The following is a 21,166-nucleotide window of genomic DNA, read 5'->3' on the forward strand; positions in this document are numbered from 1 at the left end:
GCGATCCGCGAGCCTCCTCGCAGCTGTTTCCGCAGGAGTCTCGCAATTCCCCCTGATTTATGTTGAAAAAGGACTTTTTAGATAGCTCCGACTGATGAAACTAGCTTTGTTTCTTAAACTCCATCGTAATATCCGTTCCTTCCCCGGTTCTGCTGTCAACCTCGATAGATCCGTCATGAAGGTGGACAAGCTCAAGAGCAATGGCCAAACCTAGCCCGCTCCCTTCGGTTGAATCTGTAGTATGTGTTCCCCTGTAATAACGGTTAAATAAATTAGAAACGGTTTTCGAATCCATCCCAATTCCATTGTCCTGAATCCGAAGTATGACATACTGCTGCGTTTCTTCAAGTGAAATTTTGATTTTCGTGCCTTTTTGATTATGTTTAACCGCATTGGCAAGGAGGTTTTCCAAAATCCGTCTAAACCACCCCTGATCAATTGAAAACTCAGTATCTTCACATTGATAAACAAAAGACACATCATAGCCTTCAGAAAACGGGTAGCGGTTAAATTCCTCTACAAAGCGCGTTAAAAACGGCACTAATCTGACAGTTTTCCGTTTAATTGGAAGTGCTGCATTTTTTAATCGATACGTTAAATTTAGATCTTCGATTAACTGTGACATGTAACTTGATTTTTCTTTCATCACTTGACCGATTTCACTAATTTCTTCTTTTGTCCAATCGTATTGGGGAGATTCAAGCATCATGCTGTACCCATAGATTGTGCTCAGCGGTGTTTTTAAGTCATGTGATAGCCCTGCGATCCATTCTTCTCTCGTCGTCTGGATTTTTTTGCGATTTTGTTCATTTTCCTTTAATGTTTCAGTCAATTGCTCCATCGAATCGAATACTTCAGTAAACAGTCGGTAAGGCTGTTTTCTTTTCCTTTTTTTATTCATGCTTTTCGGCCAGCCTTTTCGGTTCTTCGGCTCTTCAAAATGCCCTTTAGATAGATTGACAATCCATTTAATCGTATGGATGATTGGCATACCAAATCGGAACGAGTACCAGAGTGTCATTCCTATCATAAATAAGAGTAAACTGCCGATGACGATCAGAACAACTTTTAAAGCCAAGCCAATCATTGAACGATTGAATTCATGATCAGGGTTAAATATTGGATTTGCCGTCGCTGTGACAATCCATTCTGTATCACTTACACGTTGATATGAAAACTCATGTGCATAATTCCATGGTTTTGATTCATATTTTAGGAGCTCTAATTCATTAATGCCTTCACTATAATCAATATTCGCATTTAAGGAGTCTATTAGCTGACCTTTTATATTAAACACATATACAGATCCCTTGTTTTCTTTAATGAATTGAAGAGAGCTTTTTTTGTAAGAAGACAGTGTCTTGACATCTTTTTCTTCTCTCAGTAAATGAGACAAAATTTTATCGCTTTTAGATTCCCATCCAAACAGAATGATATAGTCATGATCATTAAAATTTGCCGACCAATAATTCACTTTGTAATCTTTAACTTTCTTGTTTTCAAAGACGGTGAGCAGTTCTTCTCTCTGATATTTTTTTTGAATGTCATGAGGAAGGTGATAAGAATAGACGGTTTCTTCTTGCTTATTTAAGATCTGCAACCAGCCATCTTGCTTATTAATTGCTGTTTTTAAAATATCTTCCATTTGCCAATTGCCATCATCATCAATAGAGATCCATGATTCAAACGTGTCTGAATTAGCTTTCGCCAAACCTGCATCAGCTTCACTCTGACTAAAGCGTAATGTAAAGAAAATGAGAGATAAGGATAAAACAGCAAGAACAAGCAATAATATAATGAAGATCTGGCCGACAAAATGAATAATTAACTTTCCCCTAAGCTTCATCTCCTAATCTCTTTTCTTGCCATAATAGGAATAAATTTGTATCCTAATCCGCGGATTGTCACAATGTAATCAGGATTACTCGGGTCTTTTTCAATTTTTTCTCTTAATTTTCGAATATGGACCATGACAGTGTTACTGTCACCATATGAAGGAACTCCCCATACATTTTCGTAGATTTGGTCTTTTGAGAGTACGATGTTTGGATGGTCACAAAAGTATTGTAGAAGCTGGAGCAACTGTGCTGAACATCCGACAATTTCTCCGTCAACAACTAGCTCAGCAAAGTCTGGATAAAACGTAAAGCGCTCATATTCATATGATGTTTTTACCGCTATAGCCTCGTCTTTTTCCTGATAAGTCCTTTTTAAATGTGCCCTGATTCTAGCAATCAACTCAAGCGGATTAAAAGGTTTTGTAATATAGTCATCCGCTCCACAATCAAATCCAGATAATTTATCAAGATCGGATGTTTTTGCGGTCAGAAAAAAGATCGGTGCATTTGTAAAACGGCGAATGTGAGGGGAAACTTCAAAACCGGTCTGTCCCGGCATCATGACATCGAGAAGAATTAAATCTATGGTTTCCTTTTTTACGATTTCTAAAGCTTCTTCAGAACGATTTGCCGTTAATATTTGAGTGAAACCTTCTTTCTTGAGGACACGCCTTACCATTTGAACAATCGCATCTTCATCATCAACAATTAAAATCCTTGCTTTCTCCACTCTATTCTTTCCTTTCTTTCTATTTCTTTTTGTCTATCATCCATCATCTTACCATCAATTTTATTGATAGCCATTATTTTTAGTAAAAAAAAATAAAAGAAGGTGTCCTGAAAATAGTGTGGATAAATAAAAATTGGGGAATTTGCTCGCTTTCCGCGGGCTGTTCCCGCAGAATTCTAACCAATTCTTCCTGATGACTTTTTAGAAAGCTCCAGCCAATTGCTAGTTTGTTACCATATCCCTTTGGATAAGATCATAGGTCAAACATACCGGTTTACCTGTATGCGGATCTTCTACGATGACCGCATCAATTTGAAAAACTTTTTTCAAAACTTCTTTTTTCATCACTTCATGCGGTGTTCCCTCTTGTATAATTGTGCCACCATTTAATGCGACCATATGATGTGCAAAACGAGCTGCATGATTCAAGTCATGGATGACCATCAAAATTGTTCGCCCTTCATCTCGGTTGAGTTTTTCTAAAAGCTTGAGAATTTCCAGTTGATGAGCCAAATCCAAATAGGTTGTTGGTTCATCAAGCAGCAATAATTCTGTCTCTTGAGCAAGCGCCATGGCAATCCAAACGCGTTGGCGTTGTCCACCCGAAAGAGCTTCAAGCGGCCGATTATAAAATGCCTCTACTCCAGTGACATGAAGCGACCATTCAATCATACGCCGGTCTTCTGCCGATAGTCTGCCCATTCCTTTTTGATGTGGAAAGCGACCATATGAAACAAGTTCATATACAGTCAGACCACCTGGTGCCTCAGGTGTTTGCGGCAAGATCGCCAGCTGTTTGGCAATCGCTTTTGTCGACATTTGTTGGATAGCCTTTCCATTTAAGTAAACGGCTCCTGTCTTTGAACGATGAATTCTCGCTGCAGTTTTTAAAATTGTTGATTTCCCACAGCCATTTGGACCGATTAATGTCGTAATTTTCCCTTTAGGAATCTCAAGATTTAAGTTTTCGACAATCAGTTGCTCGCCGTAGGCAATACCGAGTTCATTTGTTGAAAGAGACATTTTACCACCCTTCCTTTCTACTTTGTTTTCATCAGCAAATAGATAAAATACGGCGCCCCTAACACAGAAATAACGAGCCCTACAGGAATTTCTGAAGGTGCCAAAATCATTCGTCCGATCAGGTCAGCCAGCAAAAAGAGCAATGCTCCTATAAGTGCTGCTGTTGGAATCAAAAACTGATGTTTTGGTCCAACGAGCCTTCTCGCAATATGTGGAGCAACAAGCCCGAGAAAGGTGATATTACCCGCCGCTGCTACAGAGGCACCACTAAGAGCAGCAGCTGATAGAAGCAAGATAGCCCGTTCTTTTTCAACAGCCGTTCCAAGGCCGGTTGCAATCTGATCCCCTAAACTTAGGATATTCAAATAACGAGCTTTATAGATGATAAATGGAATAAGGACAATAATCCATGGAAAAACTGCCATAGCGATGTTCCAGTTCGCATTCCAAATATTCCCCGACAGCCAGACGGTCGCTTGCATAAAATCGTTTGGGTCCATCTTTAGCTGCAACATTAAGACTGCCGCAGCAAATGCTGCATTCACTCCAATACCAACTAAAACAAGGCGAACCGGATTCAGCCCTTTTTTCCAAGCCAGAAAATAGATTAAAGCAATCGCAAAACAAGCTCCCAAAAATGCAAATATCGGCAAAGAGAACACCAAGTTCGATTGCAAATGATTGAGAGACCCTTGAAAAAAGAAAATAAATAGTACAACGGCAAAACTTGCACCAGAGTTGATTCCTAGAATCCCTGGATCGGCTAGATCATTTTGTGAAACACCTTGCCAGACAGCACCAGCAACTGCAATTCCAGCCCCTACCAGAATGGCTACTGCCATACGTGGTAGACGGAATTCAAACAAGACAAGTGCATCTTGTGCTGTCCCCAGTCCAACAAACGTTTTTAACGTATCGATCGGAGCGATTCGAATTTCACCCGTATTGAGACTTATTAAAAATATCATAACCATCAATACTGTGATAAGACCCATGATCATGAGGGTACGGTTCATTTTTTTCTTCAGCATCCCCATTATAGCCCCCTCCTATCATGTCGGGCCAAATAGAGAAAAAACGGTACACCGACAAGGGCTGTCACCGCTCCTACTGGTGTTTCAAAAGGAGGATTGAGCAATCTTGCGACGATATCAGCATAGATGAGAAGCACAGCTCCTAAAACTGCCGAACACGGAATGATCCAACGGTAATCAATTCCTACTAAAAAGCGCGTGATATGCGGGATGACCAAACCGATGAAGCCAATCGCTCCAGCTACAGACACGGCTGCACCGGTCAACAGCACAACCGCTCCTATTCCAATCACTTTCACTGCCGTTGTATATTGGCCAAGACCTTTTGCCAGTTCCTCTCCTAAGCTTAAAATTGTAATCGAGCGGGCAATCACTAAGACAAGCACCAACCCAAGGACGACTGCAGGCAGTAAAAGCTGAATACTTGACCATTTAACACCTGCGATTCCACCTGCATACCAAAAACTCACATCCCGTGCCACATCAAAATGGATCGCAATGCTCGATGATAAAGCGCTCAGCATCGTTCCAACTGCAATTCCAGCCAGAGCCAGCTTCACAGGCGTAAGACCTCCTTGTGAAAACAAACCGATCGCAAAAACAACCAGGGCACCAAAACCAGCCCCTGCAAACGACCAAAACATCAGTCCAAGCGATGATATCCCTGGAAAAAACGCAAATGCAATGGCAATCGCAAAAGCAGAACCGTGTGTCACACTCAAGATTTCTGGAGAGGCCAGTGAATTTCTTGTCATGCCTTGCATAATCGCCCCAGAAACAGCCAAACAAGCACCAACAAGCATTGCACTAACTGTTCTCGGCATCCTCAGCTCTTGAATAATCTGATGTGCTGTATTTTGAGAATTAAAATGAAACAGCGCGTCCCAAACAGTCCCTAGCTTTAGATCAGCAGCACCAAGGATTATCGATAATGCCCCGCCAACCAACAACAGCAATAACCCACCTCCTAGAACAATCATTGCACCAAGGGGACGGCTGACAATGTGTTGTTGATGGTCTGCCTCATTTTCGTTATAAATCTCATCTACCTCCAAAAAAGACATTCCTTTCACTATATCATTGATAACGATTATCATTTTCAATATATAGTATAACAATCTTTATAGAATAAAACCTACTTTTTTTAATGACGATTGTCTGTAAAAATTTATCCCAACAGACTATTCAATTCGCAAACTTATTTTCATACACTAGAAGAATAAGATTTTAAAGAAAATTTGAAATTCATTTCTTTTTAAATTATAATATGGAAAAACAGGAAAAGAGAGTAATTATGAACAAATTTCATATAAAAGGGATGTTAATGGTTATTGTTGCGACGTCATTTTGGGGGCTATCAGGCACAGCTGCCCAGTACCTATTTGAACAGCAGCAAGCAGAAGCTGGTTGGCTGGCATCAGTACGGTTACTCTTATCAGGTATTATTCTCCTCATATATGTTTCCTTAACACAAGGAGTAAAGAAAGCATTTCACATTTGGCTAGTAAAAGAACAAGCTTTTCGTCTTATTCTATTTTCAATATTTGGTTCACTGGGTGTTCAGTATACATTCTTTGCTTCTATTGAAGAAGGGAATGCTGCAGTGGCGACAATTTTACAAAACTTAGCTCCATTCTTCATTTTAATGTATTTATATTTTAAAAAAGCAGTTTCCCCTAATTTAGTTGATCTGTTTCTAGTTTTTTTTATGTTAAGCGGAGTCTTTCTTCTTTTGACAAATGGAGCATTAGATGGCTTATCTGTTTCAACAAATGCCATCATCTGGGGAGTACTTTCAGGATGTGCAGTTGCATTTTATACAATATATCCGTCCCATCTTATCCAAGAACAAGGATCTTTAATTGTTGTCGGGTGGTCTATGTTAATTGGGGGAATTGGAATTTCATTTGTGTTTTCACCACTGTCTATTAATATTGGACAATTTGATATCATTGGATGGGGATTGATTATTTTTATTGTTATATTTGGTACATTAATTTCATTCACTCTTTATATTGTAAGCCTGTCATATCTTTCACCAAAAGATGCAAGTTTATTAGGTTGCTCAGAACCTATGATTGCCGTATTATCATCAGTCGGATTTCTTCATATACCTTTTGGCATATTTCAAGGTCTAGGTAGTGTGATCATTATAATAACTGTTATCTTTCTTTCAATGCAAAATGAAGAAAGAGTACATAGAAAGTCTTTATAGTTTTTTTAAAAATGAACTTTTACAGGTATATATAATGAACGAGACTTGTCCTATAGTTTGGACAATCCCGTTCATCGTATAGAAAGAATATTTAGTTAGTCAATCACATAAGCCAATGCTTGTTTATCTATTTTCCCATTTGCTGTAAGCGGCAACTTATCTAATTGTACAAAGTAAGATGGTATCATAAAATGGGGTAAATAGTGATTTAAGTGTTCTTTCAAATCTTTTGCGGAAAGAAGTTCATCCCCAACTACATATGCTGTCAAGTATTTATGATTGTATTTATCTGTTCGAGCTAAAACAAATGCTTCTTTCACATTTTTGTGTTTCATTAATAAACGTTGTATTTCTGCAGGTTCAGTTCTTCTTCCCCGTATCTTTACTTGATCATCTATTCTCCCTAAAAACTCAATATTACCATCAGGTAACCATTTGGCTAAGTCGCCGGATATGAACATAGTTTCGTGAGGCACAAAAGGATTTTCAACATACCGTTCTCTCGTAATATCAGAGCGATTCAGGTACTCTCGAGACACCCCTACTCCTCCAATACAAACTTCACCAGGAGCACCTATAGGCAACGGTCTTTTATCCTTGTCTAAAATATAAACCTTATAATTTGCAATCGTCTTGCCAACCGGAATATTAAAATCACATTTATTCACAAACTCATAATAACTGATGCAACATGTAGTTTCAGATGGTCCATATGTGTTATAAATTTTCACATGCTGAATAAGTTTATCGACATACTCTTCTCTCAAAACGTCTCCACCACTTATAGCCGTGCGTAATGTTTTAACTACAGGGTATTTATTTAGTTCATTTAATAATAAAGGAAATCCGCTTATCATTGTTGCCCCATGTTGGTTCATGACTTCTAAAAGCAGTGGAATGTTTTCAACTTCATGTTTTCTAGCAATAATTAATGTTCCTCCAAATGATAAAATTGGATATATTTCCTCGACAGAGATATCAAAAGAGACTGTTGATTGTTGAATCATCTTATCATTGGAAGTCACTTTGAACTCGTGATTAAAGGCATGGATATAACCAGCAACATTTCGATGTTCAACTGCAACCCCTTTAGGTTGACCAGTAGATCCTGATGTATATAAACAATACATCAGGTTATTCACATTATGTAGTTTCTTTAAATTAGAAGTATCTTCTGTATAATTGAATTCATCGTCCAGATAGATATATTCCTTAATTTTATCAATTTCGACATCTAAATCACTTTTTGTAAGCAACACCTTAACATCAGCGTTTTTAAACATATAATGAATCCGTTCTTTTGGAAAAGCAGGATCAACGGGTATATAACATCCCCCTGCTTTTAAAACACCTAACATTCCGATAATTAATTCAATATCCCTTTCTACAATCAACCCTACAAATTGTTCTGGCCTAACCCCTTTATTTCTCAAAATTCTAGCTAATTGATTTGCTTTTTCATTTAATACCTTATAGGTTATTTTCCGATCTCCACAAATAATAGCAACAGCGTTTGGAGTTTTTTCAACTTGGTTTTCAAAAAATTGATCAACGGTTAAATGTTGATCGTAATTTACAGTTTTATTATTAAATCCATAAAGAATCAACTCTTTTTCTTTTTCAGTTAATATTTCAATTTCCGTTACCTTTTTTAATGGAGTATAAACCATTTGTTCTATTACTCTTTTAAAATGTTCTGACATACGATAAACTGTGTCTTCTTTAAATAATTTAGCATTATACATCATGGTAAAATTAAGGATTTCACCATTTTCCATATTTAGAACAAGTGAGATATTATTCTCATCAACAACTTGATAGGAATACTTAACAATAGAATCAAATATTGGTTGTTCATCATTACACTCCGTAAATCGTTTAATCAAGTTGATTGGCGTATTCTCGAATTTCTTCCTTAAACTAATGTTTTCTTGTGTATCTTTTAAAAAATCAAGTACATGCTTATGTTTGTTTAGAATGCGTAACGGGGAAAATCCACCTTTTGAGTTAGAGATCCCGAACATAGTATCGTCAACATTATTATAATTTTGCAATAATAAAGCCCAAGCAGAATATATAAAATCTTCATACTTTATTTTTTCGGAATCTAAGAAATGAAAGAAATATTCAGGAAATTCTCCTTTGATCTGAAATGAAAAATGTTTAAAATCAGGGGATGTAACAAGGTATGCTGGATAGTCACAAGGTAAAGATGTTTTACCTTCAAAATCACTAAGATATTTTTTCCAAAATTCTTGCTCACAGTTTGTTATTATTTGATCACTTGCCTTGCTTTGTTGAGTTTTCAATGGAATCTATCCCTTTCCTCGTAGATTGAAATCCTCTCGCGTTACTAGATTTAACAAATAATCCTTATCAGTACTTGATTTCTATTTTAATACATACTTTTACAGAAAAAACCTAATAACTGTTGTGATTTTTTGAATTTTTTTGCCAACAAAAAGGAACTGACTCAATTTCTGAATCAGTTCCTGATACTTTACTTATTAGGAATGAAATTTACGATAGATAAAAGGATAAATCATCAAACCGACAAAAAATAGACCAATACCAAGGATAAATGTTTTCATATCAGAGACACCTGTTAAGATAACAAATGTTGAATAGACTAAAGCAAGAACAGCGATCACACCATCCTTTATCCTCGAACCTTTCATTTGATCGTAAGTTTCACCTTTAATAATCAATTTCAGTGAAAAAAGCGACGATATGAGATATGGAACTAAATAAGCTAGTGTTGCCGATGTCGTTAAAAATTGAAAGGCTTCACTGATTGTACCTGAAAGCACTGAAAAAATAAACAACTGTGACATCAGATTGGTCAAAATGAGTGAGTTAACAGGGCTGCCTTTTTTATTCGTTTTTGCAAAGAAAACAGGAAAATCACCATCTTTAGCTGCCTGATGGGGAACTTCAGAACCGACCAAAATCCAGCCGAGCATTGAACCAAATAAACAGATGATAGCAAGAATCGCCATAATAATACTTCCGGTATTACCAATAATGACATTTAATACATCAACGAACGGTTTATTAGATTGGGCAAGTTGTTCCTGTGATAAGACTCCCATTGTAATAAAAGTAATAATCATATAAATGCTGAGAGCGATTAAAAGTCCGGTAATTGTAGCTCGTTTTACATCACGCTGTGAAGCGGCGCGCCCTGATAAGATAACAGCTGATTCAATCCCAACAAACGCCCATAACGTTGAAATGGCTGCATTGTACACTTGACCACCGAGTCCGGTTGTTTTTCCATCTACTTCAACTGGAAAATAAAATGAATCAAAAAATGTAGTCTGAAAAACAAATAAACCTGCAACAATAAACAGAACAAATCCGAGTACTTTAGAAAAGGTTGTTAAAAAGTTGAGCTTTCCAGCACCATTTATACTCGTAACAAGAATAGCATGGGTCCCCCACAGAAGGATTGTACAAACGATAAACGTCATCAGCTGTCCTAATGTGACAAAGCGACCTCCAAGTTTAAACAGTTCGCGTCCGTCAGTTAAAATAGGTAGAAATGTGGTCAAATAACCAGCAAGGCTAGTGATGATTGCCACATTGCTAATCCAGCTTGCCAACCAGTAGCCCCATACAACAGTAAAACCTGCTGCATTTCCTTTTTTCCGATCGGTGAATAAAGCTCTAGCATAACTTTGTGGACCTGCTTTAAGATCAGGTCGGCGAATTGATAAATGTCCGAATACAAATGCAATCATTAACACACCACCGCCTGTCAACAACCAAGCCATCGTTACGCCGAGTGGACTTGCCTTTTGTGCAAGCGTACTTGGGAGCATAAATATTCCTGAAGCTATCATATTCCCGACAACGAATGCCGTTAATAGCCAGAAGCCCCATTTTTTTGTCTGTTCCATAGTAGAATACCTCCGAGCATTTTTAAAATATGCCGGACCAGACCGTGAGATCTAAACATAAAAAAGCATGAACAACAGTCCATGCTAAAGTTAACATACACTCTTGATCTCCGGATAGCCCTCCGCGAGAAAACCCGCGGCAGTCCTACACTTCTTCAATGCAGGCCCAGCACAAAGAAGGAATGGCTTCTTTATGCTTCGGCGCTGATGCCTTTTACACATGATCACAGGCTCCATCAACCTCACATATGTGACTCATCATCCACGCAACCTCTACCTCACTAAGAGTTAAGAGTGAGGATTTTTTCATATATATACTTATGGAAGATTACCAAAGAATGTGCATTCTGTCAAAGGGAACAGGTGGAAAAGCTCATTGACAGTTATGTTGCGATGTAACGAATAATGTGAGTATAATCAAATAAGAACAAATATTCGGATTCTTGATGGTCTTAACATCTCCTGTTATCATTTTTAATTATGTAGTAAAGACAAGGAACTCATGATCGCGTGATATTTGCCAGACGAAGTTTTTTTTAGTAGGTTAAACTTAAAGCTGGATTTTAATGTGAGGAGCTATTTTTCAATGAAAGAACATTTTTTTAAAAAGCAGTGGTTTTTATGCTTTTCTGTTTTTTTCATGTGGATGAAAACGTATTTCATCTACAAACTGGGCTTTCATTTACAAATGAACAATGGACTAGAAGAGCTGATACTCTTTATAAACCCGATCAGCTTTCTCATTCCCGTATTTGGCATCAGCCTCTTTTTCCGTGAAAAAACACAGCGACTGTTTTTAATCGGAGCCAATTTTATTCTGACTGGCATCCTCATCTCAAATAGTATTTTTTATGGTTTCTATATTGATTTTATAACGATTCCTGTGCTGTTTCAGGCAAAAAACATCGGTGGACTTGGAAGCAGTTTTCAAGAGCTGTTCAATCCTCTTTATATTGTTCTTTTTTTAGATTTAGGTCTGCTCTTATGGCTTTCAAAAACCTTTAAAAGAACCGCTGTAAAACGATCAGCAAAAGCAATCAAGATCTATTATACGGCTGCTTTTGGAGTTGCACTGTTTAACCTCACATTGTCAGAGTTTCAACAGCCCAAATTGTTAACCTACTCTTTTGACAGGGAAATGCTTGTTAAAAATATTGGTTTATACCCGTTCCATCTCCTTGATGGAATCTCACAGACATTTCTTTTAACACAAAAAGCAATTGCTGATGAAGACAACTTGGCAACGATTAAAAACTACACAGACTCGGATTACAATAAGCCAAACAAAGACATGTTTGGCATTGCAAAAGGGCGCAATGTCATTTTCGTTACGCTTGAATCGACGCAAAACTTTGTCATTCATCAAAAAGTCAATGGAAAAGAAATCACACCGTTTCTTAATCGGTTTATAAAGCAAAGTTATTATTTCGATCATTTTTACCAGCAGACTGAACAAGGAAAAACATCAGATTCCGAGTTTATTATTGCCAACTCGCTTTACCCGTCTTTAAGCGGCTCGGTCTTTTTCACAAAAAGTGAGAACCAGTATCATTCCCTGTACAAAACATTGGCAAAAAACGATTACAATACCTCAGTGTTTCATGCCAACAACAAAAAGTTCTGGAACAGGGATGTCATGTACAAAGCACTTGGAATTGACCGTTTTTTCGATGTCACACATTTTAAAGTGACGGCTGCTCAATCAACAGGTTGGGGACTGAAAGATCGGGAGTTTTTAACTCAATCTGCGGAGATGATGAAACATTTATCAAAACCGTTTTACAGTAACTTGATCACACTGACCAACCACTTTCCGTTTCAAATTGATGACAAGGATAAGCTTATTGATGAATATGATTCAGAAAGTGAAGTATTAAACCGTTATGTGACAACAGTTCGTTATCAAGATGAATCGTTAAAACATTTTATTGAAGAACTGAAACAAAACGGGCTTTATGATGATTCGGTGATTGTTTTTATGGGGGACCATTATGGTATTTCTGAAGCACATCAAGAAGCGCTGGGTCAACTTTTAGGAAAAGCAGAAATGACACCATATGATACGATTCAGCTGCAGAGAGTTCCATTGATCATTCACATTCCTGGTATTACAGATAAAAAACCGCGAATCATTTCTGAACCAAGCGGTCAAATCGATGTCAAGCCAACATTGCTTCATTTACTGGGAATTAACACAAAAGGAATGATTCATTTTGGTCATGATCTTTTTTCAGAAGAAAGAAAACCTTTTGTCGTCCTAAGAAATGGAAATTTCATTACGGATGACTACATCTATACAAAAAATACGCTTTACAATCAAAAAACGGGAGCTATTGAAAATACAAAAAATGAAATCAGCGATTTGAGAGAAAAGGCGAATGAAGAACTCTCCTTATCAGATCAGATTATTAATGGGGACTTACTAAGGTTTTATCAAAAATAATTCAGCTATAAGGTTGTTTAGCGGGTAGCATGGGGTTTTTAAACCTTTGTTACCCTTATGACTTGCATTTTATTTCGGGTCTCGATTATTTCATCAAGTGATATTAAAATTTTAATGAAGAAGGTTTTAGAATGAAACAAACAACAAATCATTTGCCGATCGTCGCTGTTCTGATTACTGGAACTTTTATTGCGATTTTAAATCAGACACTGTTAACAACCGCCATTCCACCAATAATGAGAGATTTGCAGATTACTCCGAATCTCGCTCAATGGTTGACAACCATTTTTATGCTTGTTAATGGGATTATGATTCCAGTGACAGCCTTTTTAATTGAGAAATTTACGACGAGAAAATTATTTATGACAGCGATGGGTTTATTCAGTACTGGAACATTAATCTGCGCTTTGTCAGCGAGCTTTCCATTTTTAATTGTCGGACGAATCGTTCAGGCTGCTGGAGCAGGGATTATGATGCCGCTTATGCAAACCGTTCTTCTTTTAATTTTTCCAAAAGAAAAACGCGGTTCAGCAATGGGGATGGTCGGGCTTGTGATTGCATTTGCTCCAGCACTCGGACCGACTTTGTCAGGCTGGGTAGTTGACCATTATCGATGGGAAGTCTTGTTTTATTTATTACTACCTTTTGCAGTGATAGACATGGTTGTAGCCTATTTTATTTTAAAAAATGTAACAGAACAAACATCACCAAAGCTTGATACACCATCCATTATTCTTTCTTCATTAGGGTTTGGCGGAATTTTGTTTGGTTTCGGCAGTGCAGGTGTTGATGGATGGACCAGTTTTGATGTGTTAGCTAGCTTTGCCTTTGGTAGTGTGGCACTCGTTTGGTTTATTAGAAGACAACTTCGCCTAGAAGAACCGATATTAGAATTCAGGGTATTCAAATACCCGATGTTTACCCTTGCAACAATGATTGGAATGGTCGTTTTTATGGCAATGATCGGAGCGGCTACTATTATTCCAATTTATATGCAAGATATGCGACACTTTTCTGCAATGGAATCAGGCAAAATGCTGTTTCCCGGAGCTGTTGCGATGGGTTTAATGTCACCGATCACCGGAAGAATTTTCGATAAAATCGGCGCACGGATTTTAAGTATCACAGGACTGACAGCGATCTTTATCACGACATTGTTATTAAGCCAACTTTCACAATCGACTCCTTTTGCTTATTTGTCTATCGTTTATGCGATTCGAATGATTGGAATGGGCATGGTGTTAATGCCTGTTACCACTGCAGGGCTGAATCAGCTTCCCCGCCACTTAATTCCACACGGGACAGCAATGAACAATACGATGAGACAAATGGCAGGTTCAATTGGGACAGCTATTTTGATTACGATTATGACGCAGCGGGCTCTTACCGACCCAGCAGGTCCAAGATCTGAAACAGCGATGATCCATGGAGTAAATTTGGCTTTTATGACTGCCGCCGGTTTAGCTGGACTTGGTTTAATTCTTTCATTGTTTATTAAACGAAATCAACGGAGGAGAGAACAACCGAAAAATCATTTGGCATTTGATGAGAATTCTTGAGAATAAACGTGAAAAGGGCGTCCAATCGTCAAAAATCGACTTACTGGACAGCCCTTTTCTTAGTTTTAAGCTTGGTATGTTTTATTCAAAGTCTTTCATCATCGAATCAGGATCTGAACCTACACGCTCATTATTGTTAAGTGCATTGATCTTTTCCATATCATCCTTTGATAATTCAAAGTCGAAAATATCCGCATTTTCAATAATTCTTGGTTCTTTAATAGATTTCGGGATGGTAATGACTTCGTTTTGTAAATCCCAACGTAAAATGACTTGTGCAACAGATTTATTGTATTGATGAGCGATTTTAGACAGTACTTCATGATCAAGCAGTTTTCCCCGCATTAAAGGAGACCAAGCTTCCACTTGAATTCCATGCTTTTTACAATAACTTCTTAATTCAAGCTGGGTCAATCTCGGATGAAATTCGACCTGGTTGACCATCGGTTTGATTTCCGCATCCTCCAATAAACTTTCTAAATGATGGATATTAAAATTACTAACACCGATAGCTCTGACTCTGCCGTCTTTATAAAGTTTCTCTAAGGCACGCCATGTCTCCTTATATTTATCCTTTCCCGGCCAATGAATTAAATATAAATCGAGGTAGTCACACTCAAGTTTTCTTAGACTTTCATCAAAAGCGGCCAATGTTTTCTCATATCCTTGATCACTGTTCCATACTTTTGAAGTGATGAAAAGTTGTTCACGGGAAATGCCTGACTCTTTAATTCCCTTGCCAACACCTTCTTCATTTTGGTAAATGGCAGCCGTGTCAATACTCCGATAGCCATTTTTAATGGCGGCTTTTACAGAATCAATTGCTTCTGAGCCCTCTTCTACTTTAAAAACACCAAGACCAAACCAAGGCATTTTCACACCATTATGTAATTCGACAGTATCCTGCAAACTGCTAACCATTTGAATGACCACCTTTCTTAAAAATTTATTTGGCTGTTTGTGCCAAAATGAGCGCTCCTGTAATACCAGCGTCATCTCCAAGACCTGGTGAGACAATGTATTGTTCAAGATCAGGAAGATCGAGGTATCCATTTAAATATGTTGTGAGTTTTTCACGAATGAGCGGAAATAAGTGCTGTTGCTTCATAACCCCTCCACCCATAATAATTTTTTCTGGGCACAAAATTAAAATATATTGCATGAGCCCTTGTGCTAAATAATCAGCTTCAAGTTCCCATACCTCTTGAACATCCGCTAAGTCTTTACCTTGTTTTCCCCAACGCTTCTCAATCGCGGGACCTGCTGCCATCCCTTCAAGACACTCCCCATGATAAGGGCAGTTACCTTTAAATGAATCACGCTCATGGCGTCTGATTAAAATATGGCCCATTTCAGGATGTGTCACACCTTGAACCAGTTCGCCACCAACAATCGCTCCGGCACCTATCCCTGTTCCAACTGTAATATATAAACAGCTATTTAATCCCTTTGCCGCTCCTTTTTTGATTTCTCCAAGAGCTGCTGCATTCACATCTGTTGTAAAAGAAACAGGAATACCGAGCCTTTTTTCCAGTTCCGGAATAAACGGATAGTTCTTCCATGCCAATTTTGGCGTACTTGTTATGTAACCATATTCAGCGCTTTCCTTATCCACAGATATTGGACCAAACGAACCAACACCTAATGACTCAAGCTTATGTTTTTCAAAAAAAGGAATCAGCCTGTCAATCGTCTCCTCAGGTGTTTCCGTCGGAATTGTCAGTCTGTCAATCATTTCTCCTGTCTCTGTTCCAATTGCACAAACAAATTTTGTGCCCCCTGCCTCAATTGCACCATAGTATTTCATGATTTTACTTACTCCTTTTGATGTGTTTTTAGTCTTTAATTGAATAATAAATGAGTCAAAGATCGAAAGCAACTCAAAAGAGAACATTAAGAGATGACCTTGCGGTGTTTTCAAAAAACTGTTGAAAGTTCACTTTCTTTTAATACTTGTTGAAAGAGAATGGATTTGGAACGATCCTGAATTACGAGCGTTTAAAAAAAGCATTCACCGAAAAATATTATTTATTCTTTTAGCCATTTTACTTGCAGCTGCTGTTCTCAGCAGCTATGTCGTATATACCCATTTCTATTCAATGGATCATTTGCCAGAGGGCAAATGGATTCAATCTTCGACATCTCCAAATCAACAATATAAACTAAACATCTATCTAGTCAATAAAGGCGGAGCAACTGTCGCTTATTCGATCAGAGGCGAATTGCTAAATGTCTCGAATGGTAAACGAAAAAATATTTATTGGGGCTACAGAGAACAGAAAGCGACCATCACCTGGAAAGACAACAACCATGTGTCCATCAATAATAGAGTGCTTGATGTACGTTCAGATACATATGATTGGAGAAGAGAGTAAGCTATTCACTCTCTTCTTGTATACATCTCATTTGGAATATCTTTTAAAAATGGGCTTGCTTCACCACATGAAAAAAGGTGGAGTTCATGCATCGCTCTTGTACAAGCTGTATAAAACAGATTCCGTTCCGTTTCATGCCCATATTGTTTTTTTGATCCGTCATAGATGATGACGGCATCAAACTCGATCCCTTTCGCTAAATAGACAGGTATGACCAACACACCCGATTGAAAAATGCGTGTTTCTTTGTCAATCAGTTTGAAAGTAACATCCTTCTTTAATTGATTTGCTGCTTCATGACATTCTTGCACCGTTTTACAAATAATAGCGATGGTCTTTTGCCCATTTTTTTGCAAATTGGTGATTCGCGAAACGATCTTGTTTCGGTGTACTGAGACATGGTTTGAAATGGTCAATGTTGGCTTTGTACCGCTTCGGTTAAAGGGTTCGATCTCATCGCCTCCCATGATAAGCCGCTTTGTAAATTCGACAATCTCTTTTGTCGACCTGTAACTCCGCCTTAATTGAACGATCTTTGTTTTCTCGACCTCATTTATATCTTTCGAATGAAGGGTTTTTTTGCGTAGTGTATGGGCGAGAATGGCTTGGTTTACATCACCCAAAATCGTCATTTTACTTGAAGGAAACAAACTTTTGAGGAAAGCAAATTGAAAAGGTGAATAATCTTGTGCTTCATCAATAAATAAATGACGAATCATCGTATTTTTTTTCCCGTCTTTCAACTGATTTTTCAGATAAAGAAATGGCATAGCATCTTCATATGGTAATCGGGTGAAACAAAACGTTTGATTCGTATATGAGCAAATCTGGTTCCAATCGTCCCGATTGAGATCTGGAGTAGCCCACCCTGAAAAAAGCTGTAAATAAACTTTCTTAAAATCAAGAAAGTTCAAAGCTTTTACCGCCTGTTTTAGTGGTTTAAACTTTTGGTTGACAATCATGTTAGAGAGCAGGTTTTGTTCTCTTTCATAATCATCAAATGTGTTTTCCGCAAACTGCTGTTCTTCCTGAAGATGTTTATAGGCTTTCAAATAATCCTCTTTATCCAAAAGCTCAATTTCCTCGATGACCCAATCTTTTTTTCTTTGCCGTTTTTCTTGCTCTTTTAATATTTGTAAAAGCCATTTTGCCGTTTGTTCGATCCGATATAGAAGCGGTCTTGAAACATCAAGTGATTGAAAGAAAATAGAAATCTCTTCAGCTGTGACAATTTTCTTCCCTCGAAACGTCAAATTTTTAAATAGCAAATTCCCATTTCCTAAAAAGGTGAGATAATCGTCAATATAACTTTTAAATGCCAGACTTGATTTATATTCAATTGATATCAATCGCTTCTGACCGTTTTTATTTTCTGAAGCTGTCAAACTATATTCCAACTGTTGAAACGGATTTTCACATATGATCTGCTTCCCAAGTTGTTTCTCTAAATATTCCTGAAATGTTGTCTGTTGGATGTTTTCCTCACCAAGCTCAGGTAGAACATTGGCAACATAACTGTTAAATAGAAGGTTCGGAGAAAACAACAGCATTTGATCGGCTGCTATTTTTCCACGTCCTCGATACAACAAATAAGCGGCACGCTGAAGTGCTGCCGAGGTTTTTCCGCTGCCTGCCGCCCCTTGCACAATTAAATAACGGCTTTTTTCATCTCGGATAATCTGATTTTGTTCTTTTTGAATCGTTGCGACAATACTTTTCATTTGAATATTAGCCTGGTGCCCTAGCACTTCCTGCAAAAGTTCGTCTCCAATTGCCATATCTGTATTAAACATCGCTTTCAACCGACCGGCCTTCATAAGAAACTGTCTTTTCAACTCGATCGTTCCGTGAATCGTTTCTTCAGGAACTTCGTACTCAGCCGGTCCAGGGACATAATTGTAATACAAACTGGAGATCGGTGCCCGCCAATCATAGATCAAAAAACGTTCTTCTTTTTCATCCATCAATGAACTAAGTCCAATATAGATAGATTCGGTTTTTTCAGTGACTTCTTCTAAAAAATCGATGCGTCCAAAATAAGGAGATTCTTTTATTTTTAAAAGCTTTTTTACTTGGCTATAAAACTGTTTATGACTCCTTTCTCTTTCTGATAAAAGCTCTGCCTGCTGTTTAATACTTGTAAAGGTTTCAACCGCTTCATTTTCATCGGCTAAATTCAGTGTGACATCATCCCAGAAGTTTTTTCTTAAATCAATGATGTCATGTTTTAATCCGCCAGTCTTTTCCTTTAGAGATTGAAGTTTTTTCTCCAATTCTTTTAACACCATTTTGACTCGGTTTTCTTCTTCAAGCCATTCTCGATCGATTTCCGGCATGTCATTCACTCCTTTAAAAAGATTTGACAAAGAAAATGATTGATGATATAATATAATTGGATATCTTTATAAAAAAACAATTTAATGTTAAAGCAGTCTTTATTTTACCATAAATTTTTGCGTCATACAACGCAAAAAAGCCGATTTTTCAGCTTGAAAAATCGGCTTTTTTCTCATTCAGCTATTTGACCGAATTGAACGGTTCGGCAACTTCCAGTTAAACATATAAGAACAAACTCGGCACACCACAAGGATGGCAAAAAGCATATATAATGTAATAGATTTCTCAGCCCAGCCAAGACCGATAATCAAACCACCTAAAGCAGCCCAAACGGCATAAATCTCCGTTTTAAAGACAAGCGGTTTACGTCCAGCCAAGAGATCTCTAATCATTCCCCCACCGCTTCCTGTCAAAACGGCAGCTACAATGACCGCACTAATCGGATGATTCATGTGAACAGCATATAGTGCTCCTTGAATGGCAAAGGCAGATAAACCGATCGCATCGGAAAAACTCCCCCAAACATTCCAGTGCTTTAACAATAGCATTGGAAACAAGAAGACAATGGTCACGGAAACTAAGGCAATCAGAAAAAGATCCCCTTGTTCCCATAAAGCAGATACCGGCACACCGATTAAAAGATTCCTAATCGCTCCCCCGCCAAACGCTGTAACAATACCTAATATATAAACTCCCAAAATATCATACTCTTCTTCCATCGCAACAATCGCACCGCTGATTGCAAAAGCGATCGTTCCAATGATACTCAGCACTTCCCAAGCCATCTATGTTGTCCTCCACACTCATGTTCAATCTTTTTGATTTTATAATGAGCCTCGTTTATAAATCAAGCTTAAAAAATGAAAATATCATTCCAGATTGTGAGAAAAGCTGGTTGGGATTAAAAAACAAGGGGCTGTCCAATAAGTCGATCTTTGATGATTGGACGCCCTTTTCATGTGTAATAAGAGGGAATAAAAATTGGGGAATTTGCTCGCTTCCCTCAGGATTCGCGCAATTCCACCTGATTTATGTTGAAAAAGGACGTTTTAGACAGCTCCATCTTGCATCATAATTTTTAACTATTTTGCTCTTTTTCGGATAACTTCTTACAATTATAGAAAGGAGTATCCAAAAAGCTCATTTCAATTATGACTACACTAATCATGGCTGTCTTATTATATTACGATGTACAATTTACAAAGTAGACCATAGATTATATGTCTAGAACCATTCTGATCGTTTCGAGGGTATGACCTTCAAAATCTTCCGTAAATTCAGATTCTTCCACAAAGCCTTTTGCCTTGTAAAAATGCTTTCCTATCTGATTGTCTTTTTCAACATGGACCAATACCTTTTTGACACCCTGAAGCCGCTTAATACCCTCTTCTAACAAAGCTGTCCCAATTCCTTTTCCCTGATCATCAGGATATATAAATTGCTACAAGTCCAGCTATTCCTTCATCATTAACAAAAGAAAAGTTGCTGAACCCAACGATTTTTCCCTCAATTTCTGAAACGAGTATTAATGAATATTGCTTCCGTCTTTGCATACGTTCATCGCTATATGCCGATTGCAAAAATTTATTTTGAATGTCTAAGGGAATGATCCCTTCATATGTATGATGCCAGCTAACTTTTGCTACTTCCTGTACTTGAGGGATATCGCGCTTTTCCATTTTCCGAATAATCACTTTTATTGATCAGCCT

The 21,166-nt window shown here is 37.8% G+C and carries 15 protein-coding genes, 1 pseudogene and 1 riboswitch; of the genes and pseudogenes, 4 read left to right on the top strand and 12 right to left on the bottom strand.

Features of this window, described 5'->3' with window-relative positions:
* Nucleotides 1–100: 100 nt before the first annotated feature.
* The 5 genes from HOO54_RS18375 to HOO54_RS18395 all read right to left on the bottom strand — a co-directional run bounded on the left by HOO54_RS18375 (nucleotide 101) and on the right by HOO54_RS18395 (nucleotide 5,689).
* Nucleotides 101–1,846, bottom strand: a complete 1,746-nt coding sequence (locus HOO54_RS18375) for a HAMP domain-containing sensor histidine kinase (protein WP_172297813.1) — start codon at nucleotides 1,844–1,846, stop codon at nucleotides 101–103.
* Nucleotides 1,843–2,568 carry a response regulator transcription factor gene (locus tag HOO54_RS18380; protein WP_172297815.1) on the bottom strand — a complete coding sequence of 242 codons (726 nt, stop codon included), beginning with the start codon at nucleotides 2,566–2,568 and terminating at the stop codon, nucleotides 1,843–1,845. The genes HOO54_RS18375 and HOO54_RS18380 overlap by 4 nt, the downstream gene beginning before the upstream one ends.
* Nucleotides 2,569–2,790: 222 nt before the next feature.
* Nucleotides 2,791–3,591: an ABC transporter ATP-binding protein gene (locus HOO54_RS18385; protein WP_172297817.1), complete on the bottom strand. Its 801-nt coding sequence runs from the start codon at nucleotides 3,589–3,591 to the stop codon at nucleotides 2,791–2,793.
* Nucleotides 3,592–3,608: 17 nt separating this feature from the next.
* The gene (locus tag HOO54_RS18390; protein WP_375335845.1) at nucleotides 3,609–4,607 is read right to left on the bottom strand and encodes a FecCD family ABC transporter permease; all 999 of its coding nucleotides are present in this window, start codon (nucleotides 4,605–4,607) and stop codon (nucleotides 3,609–3,611) included.
* A gap of 20 nt (nucleotides 4,608–4,627) precedes the next feature.
* A complete protein-coding gene (locus HOO54_RS18395; RefSeq protein WP_172297819.1) occupies nucleotides 4,628–5,689 on the bottom strand; it encodes a FecCD family ABC transporter permease in 1,062 nt (353 codons plus the stop codon).
* 230 nt (nucleotides 5,690–5,919) lie between these two features.
* Here HOO54_RS18395 and HOO54_RS18400 point away from each other — a divergent pair, with 230 nt between their 5' ends.
* Entirely contained in the window at nucleotides 5,920–6,840 is a 921-nt protein-coding gene (locus HOO54_RS18400; RefSeq protein WP_172297821.1) for a DMT family transporter, read from the top strand.
* A 95-nt stretch (nucleotides 6,841–6,935) separates the two neighbouring features.
* On the opposite strand, the gene HOO54_RS18405 is transcribed toward HOO54_RS18400, so the two are convergent.
* Both HOO54_RS18405 and HOO54_RS18410 read right to left on the bottom strand, forming a co-directional pair.
* On the bottom strand, nucleotides 6,936–9,149 hold the full coding sequence (locus HOO54_RS18405; protein ID WP_172297823.1) for a non-ribosomal peptide synthetase: 2,214 nt from the start codon (nucleotides 9,147–9,149) through the stop codon (nucleotides 6,936–6,938).
* Between the two features lie 198 nt (nucleotides 9,150–9,347).
* Nucleotides 9,348–10,742 (bottom strand): amino acid permease, encoded by a 1,395-nt coding sequence (locus HOO54_RS18410; RefSeq protein ID WP_172297825.1) that lies wholly within the window; start codon nucleotides 10,740–10,742, stop codon nucleotides 9,348–9,350.
* A gap of 107 nt (nucleotides 10,743–10,849) precedes the next feature.
* Nucleotides 10,850–11,026, bottom strand: a riboswitch (Lysine riboswitch).
* Nucleotides 11,027–11,328: 302 nt separating this feature from the next.
* Between HOO54_RS18410 and HOO54_RS18415 the strand changes: the two genes are divergently transcribed.
* On the top strand, nucleotides 11,329–13,185 hold the full coding sequence (locus HOO54_RS18415) for an LTA synthase family protein (protein WP_172297827.1): 1,857 nt from the start codon (nucleotides 11,329–11,331) through the stop codon (nucleotides 13,183–13,185).
* A gap of 131 nt (nucleotides 13,186–13,316) precedes the next feature.
* Entirely contained in the window at nucleotides 13,317–14,744 is a 1,428-nt protein-coding gene (locus HOO54_RS18420; RefSeq protein WP_172297829.1) for an MDR family MFS transporter, read from the top strand.
* Nucleotides 14,745–14,825: 81 nt separating this feature from the next.
* On the opposite strand, the gene HOO54_RS18425 is transcribed toward HOO54_RS18420, so the two are convergent.
* A complete protein-coding gene (locus HOO54_RS18425) occupies nucleotides 14,826–15,665 on the bottom strand; it encodes an aldo/keto reductase (RefSeq protein ID WP_172297831.1) in 840 nt (279 codons plus the stop codon).
* Between the two features lie 25 nt (nucleotides 15,666–15,690).
* Nucleotides 15,691–16,551, bottom strand: coding sequence for an ROK family protein (locus tag HOO54_RS18430; protein WP_172297833.1), 861 nt, complete (start codon nucleotides 16,549–16,551; stop codon nucleotides 15,691–15,693).
* Nucleotides 16,552–16,672: 121 nt separating this feature from the next.
* On the opposite strand from HOO54_RS18430, the gene HOO54_RS18435 reads away from it, so the two are divergent.
* On the top strand, nucleotides 16,673–17,119 hold the full coding sequence (locus tag HOO54_RS18435) for a DUF5412 domain-containing protein (protein ID WP_216664804.1): 447 nt from the start codon (nucleotides 16,673–16,675) through the stop codon (nucleotides 17,117–17,119).
* A gap of 5 nt (nucleotides 17,120–17,124) precedes the next feature.
* Here the strand turns inward: HOO54_RS18435 and helD are convergent, their stop codons facing one another.
* The 3 genes and pseudogenes from helD to HOO54_RS18450 form a co-directional block, all read right to left on the bottom strand.
* A complete protein-coding gene (gene helD / locus HOO54_RS18440; protein WP_172297835.1) occupies nucleotides 17,125–19,455 on the bottom strand; it encodes an RNA polymerase recycling motor HelD in 2,331 nt (776 codons plus the stop codon).
* 177 nt (nucleotides 19,456–19,632) lie between these two features.
* Nucleotides 19,633–20,241 (bottom strand): trimeric intracellular cation channel family protein, encoded by a 609-nt coding sequence (locus HOO54_RS18445; protein ID WP_172297837.1) that lies wholly within the window; start codon nucleotides 20,239–20,241, stop codon nucleotides 19,633–19,635.
* Between the two features lie 431 nt (nucleotides 20,242–20,672).
* Nucleotides 20,673–21,156 (bottom strand): annotated as a pseudogene (locus HOO54_RS18450) (N-acetyltransferase family protein).
* Nucleotides 21,157–21,166: the final 10 nt, after the last annotated feature.

This window comes from Bacillus sp. WMMC1349 (genome assembly GCF_013155385.1).
Classification (GTDB): Bacteria; Bacillota; Bacilli; order Bacillales; family Bacillaceae; genus Bacillus.

Coding starts and splice junctions, on each gene's coding strand:
- HOO54_RS18385 (WP_172297817.1), bottom strand. CDS start 3,591: ATGTCTCTTTCAACAAATGAACTCGGTATTGCCTACGGCGAGCAACTG.
- HOO54_RS18395 (WP_172297819.1), bottom strand. CDS start 5,689: ATGTCTTTTTTGGAGGTAGATGAGATTTATAACGAAAATGAGGCAGAC.
- HOO54_RS18420 (WP_172297829.1), top strand. CDS start 13,317: ATGAAACAAACAACAAATCATTTGCCGATCGTCGCTGTTCTGATTACT.
- HOO54_RS18425 (WP_172297831.1), bottom strand. CDS start 15,665: ATGGTTAGCAGTTTGCAGGATACTGTCGAATTACATAATGGTGTGAAA.
- HOO54_RS18390 (WP_375335845.1), bottom strand. CDS start 4,607: ATGAACCGTACCCTCATGATCATGGGTCTTATCACAGTATTGATGGTT.
- HOO54_RS18445 (WP_172297837.1), bottom strand. CDS start 20,241: ATGGCTTGGGAAGTGCTGAGTATCATTGGAACGATCGCTTTTGCAATC.
- HOO54_RS18410 (WP_172297825.1), bottom strand. CDS start 10,742: ATGGAACAGACAAAAAAATGGGGCTTCTGGCTATTAACGGCATTCGTT.
- HOO54_RS18430 (WP_172297833.1), bottom strand. CDS start 16,551: ATGAAATACTATGGTGCAATTGAGGCAGGGGGCACAAAATTTGTTTGT.
- helD (WP_172297835.1), bottom strand. CDS start 19,455: ATGCCGGAAATCGATCGAGAATGGCTTGAAGAAGAAAACCGAGTCAAA.
- HOO54_RS18415 (WP_172297827.1), top strand. CDS start 11,329: ATGAAAGAACATTTTTTTAAAAAGCAGTGGTTTTTATGCTTTTCTGTT.
- HOO54_RS18400 (WP_172297821.1), top strand. CDS start 5,920: ATGAACAAATTTCATATAAAAGGGATGTTAATGGTTATTGTTGCGACG.
- HOO54_RS18375 (WP_172297813.1), bottom strand. CDS start 1,846: ATGAAGCTTAGGGGAAAGTTAATTATTCATTTTGTCGGCCAGATCTTC.